This window comes from Bradyrhizobium sp. (genome assembly GCF_019242285.1).
GTDB lineage: Bacteria > Pseudomonadota > Alphaproteobacteria > Rhizobiales > Xanthobacteraceae > Bradyrhizobium.
This window is the reverse complement of sequence record NZ_JAFAVV010000316.1, coordinates 1-5687: the sequence shown is the minus strand read 5'-3', so window position 1 is coordinate 5687 and position 5687 is coordinate 1. Positions and strand designations below refer to the sequence as shown.

Here is a 5687-nt window from a genome sequence, read left to right as displayed (position 1 = left end):
CAGCTTCCAGAGGCCGTTATCCGCCTTGATCTCATAATCGCGACGCACGGCGACGTCGACCGAAACCGGCCGCTGCCGCACTTCGTCGAACAAGCTCAGCGTTTCATGCCTGATGGCCCATGTGCTGATCGCAAAATATTCGCCTGCGACCAGAACGCAGAGAAAGGCCAAAATCGCAAATGCCCTCTTCATCGCTTCCACACCATCAAATTTGTTCAATAGATGGTGTTGGAACGCGTTGGAGACGGTCCGGGATTGGCGTTCCGAAGATTAATTTTTAGCCAATGTTGCGACGCAGCATATGCTTCGACGCCCCGCTCTCTGGACGGGCCGGATCTGCGTGGGTCGAAAGCGGCCGCGCTGCACGCAACGCGGCGTCAATCTTGGATTGCACCCGTCTGGCGGCGAGTGCCGCGAGCCTCGTCTGCGTTCGGCCTGACTTGATTTTGTCACCGATCTGATAGCGCCATTCCCAAACGTCCGGTTCGGCAGTCGCTACCACGGTGTATTGAATTCCCTTGTAGGTTGACACGGCTGAGTTTCCCCGTTTCTTAACCTTCGGAGGACACCTTTTTTGGGGTTCAATCAATCCGTGCATTTACGGGGTGTGCACGGGGACGGATCGTGGAGCAGGTGGGCTTAGGGGTTGACGTCGAATCCTGGTTGTCGAACCTCGGCAATGCCGGGAGGTCTGCCAAAAGCAGCGCGGACTCTGGTAGCGAGGGGCTTGCTGACCGTGTTGGGGACGACCGACCTTCCAGCCGTTCATGCCAACATGCGTCCTCGTGACCTGCGGCTGGACGCCTGTCGCGGTCTCGCATTGTGGTTCATCTTCATCGATCACGTGCCCGACAACGTGCTTTCCTGGTTGACGCTGCGCAATTATGGTTTCAGCGACACCGGCGAATGGTTCGTATTCATCTCCGGCTATACCTGCATGCTCGCTTATGGCGGCGGCCTCCAGCAACAGGGCTGGCGCACCACGACGGTTCGTGCGCTGCGGCGGGGCTGGGAAATCTACGCCGCCTTTCTCGTCCTGCTCATCGCCTATTTTGCCCTGGTCTGGGTGATTGGCGGCGGCGTTCGCTATCTCGATGAAACCAACACCGGCTTCTTCTTCCACGATCCCGGCAGGACCATCGCGCACGTCCTGGCGCTGCAGTTTGCGCCCGTGAACACCGACATCCTGCTGACCTTTTCGATTCTGCATCTGACCTTTCCGTTCATTCTGTACGCCATGATCAGGAGCGCCACGATCACCCTGGCCTCGTCGTTCCTGATTTATCTGATGGTGCAGCTATTCGACTGGCACGTCCCGGCGTGGCCGACGGGGGAGTTGTATTTCAACCCGTTCGCCTGGCAGTTGCTGTTCGTGATCGGCGGCTGGTACGCCTATGAGGGCACCGATCGGCTGCAGCCAATCCTTCAATCGCGCGTGCTGCTGGCGCTGGCGATCGCGTATCTGGCAGCTGGCCTTTTCATCACCCTGGGCTGGCACTTCAAGCCGCTTGAGCAGCTCGTCCCGGCCCAAGTGACGCAACTGATCTATCCAATCTACAAGAGCCATCTTGCGCCGGTACGGCTGTTGCATTTCCTCTCGCTCGCATTCGTGGTGTCGCGCCTCACGCCACGGGAATGGCATGGCCGCATCCGGCCATTGATGATGGCGATGATCAGGTGCGGCGAGAATTCGCTTTCGATCTATTGCCTCGGCGTTCTGCTGGCGTTCATGGCGCACGTGATCCTGATCGATGTTTCCGGCAGCCTCGTCATGCAGATCGTCGTAAGCTTGGGCGGCATTGCCGTCATGGTGCTCGCCGCGACGCTTCTGACCTGGGAGGCGCAATTCGACCGCCGCGGGCCCAGACTGTTTTGACGGACGAAGTCACCGCCGGCGGGCCACCGCGATGCCGAACATGAACGCCACGAGCAGGCTGGTCAGTGGCGCCTCCCGGGTGATGGCGGCAATCGTCGAGAGCGGCTGGCCGGGACGTCGCGCATCGTCAATGGCCTCGCTCAGACGATCGATCGCTGCGCGCAGCGCGCCCGTGACTTCCCCGATCGTTCGCGACACGTCGGTAACGGTATCGATGGCGCGCTCGGCCATGCCGGGCTCGGGGATCGGTCGAGGGCCGTCGATGCTCACTGGCGATACCTCCGAACTCGTGCGCCTCCGCGAAGAAGGCCGAGACCGTCACCTTTGGCTATCCCTGCGTGCGCGTGTCTCAACAGCGGGCCGTGAGGCCTTTGGCTATCCGCGACAGGCGCCGTCTTTGAACGGCGGGTGACGGTCCCCAGCTAGAAATGCTGGTCGGGGAAAATCGTTCCACGAATCGGGAGTGTCCTGCCATGCTGCAAACGGAAACGGCGAATCGCCGTTAGCTTGGGGCAAGCCGGACACGCCCAGCGAGACCATTCATCATGACCGAGACCAGGAAGAAAGAGCCGAGGGCCATCGCGTTGCTGGGCGTTCCGATCGACATGGGCGCTTCGCAGCGCGGCACCCTGATGGGCCCTGCCGCCCTGCGCACTGCTGGCCTCGCGGCCCTGCTGGAAAGCCTGGGGTTCGAAGTCATCGATTTCGGCGATGTTTCGATCGGCGATGTCGGCGAGCTCCAAGACCAGCCGCCGGAGAAGGCGAATCACTACCGCGAGATCCAGCGCTGGACCCGCGCACTCAGCCGGCGTGGTTACGAGATGGCGCGATCCGGTGCGATCTCGATCTTCCTGGGCGGCGACCATTCGCTGTCGATGGGATCGGTGAATGCGATGGCACGGCATTGGCGGGAAACCGGCCGCGAGCTCTTCGTGCTGTGGCTGGACGCACATGCGGACTACAACACGCCGGCGACCACGCTGACCGCCAACATGCATGGCATGGCGGCGGCATTCATGTGCGGCGAAAGCGGGCTTGATGGCCTGCTGGGCGACGAGCCGCGCGTCCCGATCGATCCGGGCCGGCTCGAACTGTTCGGGACACGCTCGGTCGACCAGCTTGAGAAGGAGCTGTTGAACGCCCGCCGCGTCAGCATCGTCGACATGCGCGGGATCGACGAGTTCGGGGTCGGCGTATTGATGCGCCGCTTCATCGACACGGTGCGGGCCCGCAACGGTGTGTTGCATGTCTCGTTCGATGTCGACTTCCTCGATCCGCAGGTCGCGCCGGGCGTCGGGACCACCGTGCCGGGCGGAGCGACCTACCGGGAGGCGCACCTGGTGATGGAGATGCTGCACGATTCCGGCCTGGTGCGGTCGCTCGATATCGTCGAGCTCAATCCCTTCCTGGACGAGCGGGGGCGGACCGCGCGCACCGCCGTCGAGCTGATCGGCAGTCTGTTCGGCCAGAACATCATTGACCGGCCGACACCGAGCAACGCGATCGTGCCGAAGAGCCGCCGTTCACGCGGGCCATGACGCCGCGAGCTGGAGACGGTGGTCGGCGGCGTAACCCGCCAATACACCCGGATCGCCTTTCGCATCGGCGAGGGCGACATAGGTGTCGGGCCTGAGCAGATAGAGCGCGTCGCGGGCAAGGCCCGCGGCCTCATGTTCCCCATGCCATTCGAACACGTGCAGCGACAGGTTCTGCTCGGTGCAATAGGCTGCGAGGCCGGCGCTGGTGGAACCATAGACATGGACCTGCCAGCCCATGCTCGCAAGTGGGGCGAAATTGTCGATGCCGTCGATCGGTACCCATGGCAGGCGATCGCCGGCATGCACATGGCCGGCCGCGCCACGGCTGAGAGGACCGTTGCGATAGTTCAGCATGATCTGCGATACCGTGCGGAACATGAAATCGCGCACGGCCTCGAAATGGACGGCAAACGGCAGCAGGATCGGCGCGAGCCGTGTGCGCACGATGTCGGCGATGCGGCCTTCGGCCGTCGCAAAATTGAAGGCGCGGTCCGTGGTCGCGACCAGCCGGCGCGCGAATCCGATCCGCTCGGCCTCGTAGCTGTCGAGCAGGCTCTGGTCGGCGCGGCCAGCGGTGACGGCCGCCAGCTTCCAGGCGAGATTGATGGCGTCGCCGATGCCGGTGTTCATGCCTTGGCCGCCGGCCGGACTGTGGATGTGCGCGGCGTCACCGATCAGGAAAATGCGGCCTTTGCGGAAATGCTCCGTCACCCGGTGATGGACGCGATAGGTCGAGAACCAGTTGACCTTCGCAATCTTGACCTTGAGATTGTTGATCGCACGGGCACTGACGTCCTCGAAACGCAAGCTCTCGGCCCGGTCGGCCCGCTCGTCCCGGACCGTTCCGATCAGGCGGGCGCGCCCCTGTCCGGCCAATGGGAAGACGGCCAGAAAGTCGGCTTCTTCGAGATCGACATGAAGCTCACCGTTGGCGGCGGCTCCCGATGCCTCGACGTCGGCGACATAGAAGACCTGCCGGTAGGTGCCCCCGGGAAATCCAGTGCCGAGCCGCTCGCGGACGAATGACCTCGCGCCGTCACAGCCTGCGAGGTAGCCCGCCTCGCAATCCTGCTCGGCCCCATCGGAACCGCGCAGGCGCGCGACGATGCCAGTCGGCCTTTCCTCGAAACCGATCAGCTCGGTGCGCCGCTCCACGACGACGCCGAGCGCCTGCAATCGCTCGATCAGCAATCGCTCGTGCTCGTCCTGAGGAAAAATGTGCAGGAACGGATAGGGCGTCAGGCCGGCCCCGATGGTCTCGAAGGCGAGGCGCGCGGCGGCCTCGCCGCGGACCCAGAGGTTGACGGCCGGCACCCGATGTCCCTTCGCGAGGACGGCGTCGGTAAGATCGAGCTGGCGATAGAGTTCGAGCGTGCGCGCCTGCACCGCCAGCGCGCGCGACGTCGTTCCCGGTTCCGCGGTCTTGTCGACGATACGAACTTTACTGCCCAGCTTCGTCAGCCAAAGTGCCAGCACCAGTCCGGAAGGGCCCGCGCCGACGATCAGGACATCGGTTTGTGTCATCTGGCTCTCCTTCGGGCGGCAAACGCGGGAAACTCACGTCCGATCCAAACCTACCAGATCGGCGCTGGCAATCGTGATATCCATGTCCGGACGCCGCCGGCACCCGAAATGAAGAGGCCGCCCGATGAGGCGGCCCCGGCATGCTCAGTGTTCCCACCACCACCAATCGGCATGGGCCCGCCGCCAATCGGCATGACGCTGCTCGTTGCGGCCGATCAGGATGCCGAAGCGGATGCAGGCCTTTCGATCGCCCTTCTGACAAAGCTGGTGATAGCCGACCAGCTCCGCTTCCATGGCATCCTGGGCGTGAGCCACCGTCGGGACCATCGCGGCCATGCCGGAAATTCCTGCCGCCATCATCGCGGCTGCCATCAATGGCTTCAAGTTCATGTCATCTCCCGTTGGAATGCAGCCCCGGCGAAAGCTATGGAGCGGAACCTGAACACAATCTGAACTCGGGTTGTCGTGGGCCGCGCCGCGGATTATGGAAGCGAAGGCAGCCAACGGAGTATCAGAATGAGGAGACGTGCTGGCCCCGACAACGAGCTCGCCTTGACGTCGCGCCGTGGCTTCCTGCGCAAGGGGGCGATCGTCGGTGGCGTGGTGCTGACTTCCGGCCTCGCAGCGAACGATGCGCGTGCCGGCGAGGCTGACAATCTGCCGCCCAACGTTCCGGAGTGGATGAAGACGCCTGGCGATCCCATGGGCAGTCAGCCCTACGGCACGCCGTCGCCATTCGAGAAGAACGT

Annotated in this window: 7 protein-coding genes and 1 pseudogene; 3 read left to right on the top strand and 5 right to left on the bottom strand. The window is 63.4% G+C overall.

What is annotated here, in order from left to right:
* A pseudogene (locus tag JOY90_RS12460) lies at window positions 1–219 on the bottom strand (hypothetical protein); the annotation flags it as partial.
* 58 nt (window positions 220–277) lie between these two features.
* Complete coding sequence (locus JOY90_RS12455; RefSeq protein WP_291691434.1) at window positions 278–532, bottom strand: hypothetical protein; 255 nt, start codon at window positions 530–532, stop codon at window positions 278–280.
* A gap of 243 nt (window positions 533–775) precedes the next feature.
* Here JOY90_RS12455 and JOY90_RS12450 point away from each other — a divergent pair, with 243 nt between their 5' ends.
* Entirely contained in the window at window positions 776–1876 is a 1101-nt protein-coding gene (locus JOY90_RS12450; RefSeq protein WP_291691433.1) for an OpgC domain-containing protein, read from the top strand.
* Window positions 1877–1885: 9 nt separating this feature from the next.
* Here JOY90_RS12450 and JOY90_RS12445 read toward each other — a convergent pair whose 3' ends face one another.
* Window positions 1886–2107 (bottom strand): hypothetical protein, encoded by a 222-nt coding sequence (locus JOY90_RS12445; protein ID WP_291691435.1) that lies wholly within the window; start codon window positions 2105–2107, stop codon window positions 1886–1888.
* 314 nt (window positions 2108–2421) lie between these two features.
* On the opposite strand from JOY90_RS12445, the gene rocF reads away from it, so the two are divergent.
* A complete protein-coding gene (gene rocF, locus JOY90_RS12440; RefSeq protein WP_291691432.1) occupies window positions 2422–3414 on the top strand; it encodes an arginase in 993 nt (330 codons plus the stop codon).
* On the opposite strand, the gene JOY90_RS12435 is transcribed toward rocF, so the two are convergent.
* The gene (locus JOY90_RS12435; RefSeq protein WP_291691431.1) at window positions 3400–4938 is read right to left on the bottom strand and encodes an FAD-dependent monooxygenase; all 1539 of its coding nucleotides are present in this window, start codon (window positions 4936–4938) and stop codon (window positions 3400–3402) included. The genes rocF and JOY90_RS12435 overlap by 15 nt on opposite strands.
* 144 nt (window positions 4939–5082) lie before the next feature.
* Window positions 5083–5328, bottom strand: a complete 246-nt coding sequence (locus JOY90_RS12430; RefSeq protein WP_291691430.1) for a hypothetical protein — start codon at window positions 5326–5328, stop codon at window positions 5083–5085.
* Window positions 5329–5454: 126 nt separating this feature from the next.
* Here JOY90_RS12430 and JOY90_RS12425 point away from each other — a divergent pair.
* Window positions 5455–5687 (top strand): twin-arginine translocation signal domain-containing protein (locus tag JOY90_RS12425; protein WP_291691429.1); only part of this gene is annotated, 233 nt, incomplete at its 3' end.

What these genes read in the sequence shown, in the direction of transcription:
- JOY90_RS12450 (WP_291691433.1), top strand. Translation starts at nt 776, where the DNA reads ATGCGTCCTCGTGACCTGCGGCTGGACGCCTGTCGCGGTCTCGCATTG.
- JOY90_RS12445 (WP_291691435.1), bottom strand. Translation starts at nt 2,107, where the DNA reads ATGGCCGAGCGCGCCATCGATACCGTTACCGACGTGTCGCGAACGATC.
- rocF (WP_291691432.1), top strand. Translation starts at nt 2,422, where the DNA reads ATGACCGAGACCAGGAAGAAAGAGCCGAGGGCCATCGCGTTGCTGGGC.
- JOY90_RS12435 (WP_291691431.1), bottom strand. Translation starts at nt 4,938, where the DNA reads ATGACACAAACCGATGTCCTGATCGTCGGCGCGGGCCCTTCCGGACTG.
- JOY90_RS12430 (WP_291691430.1), bottom strand. Translation starts at nt 5,328, where the DNA reads ATGAACTTGAAGCCATTGATGGCAGCCGCGATGATGGCGGCAGGAATT.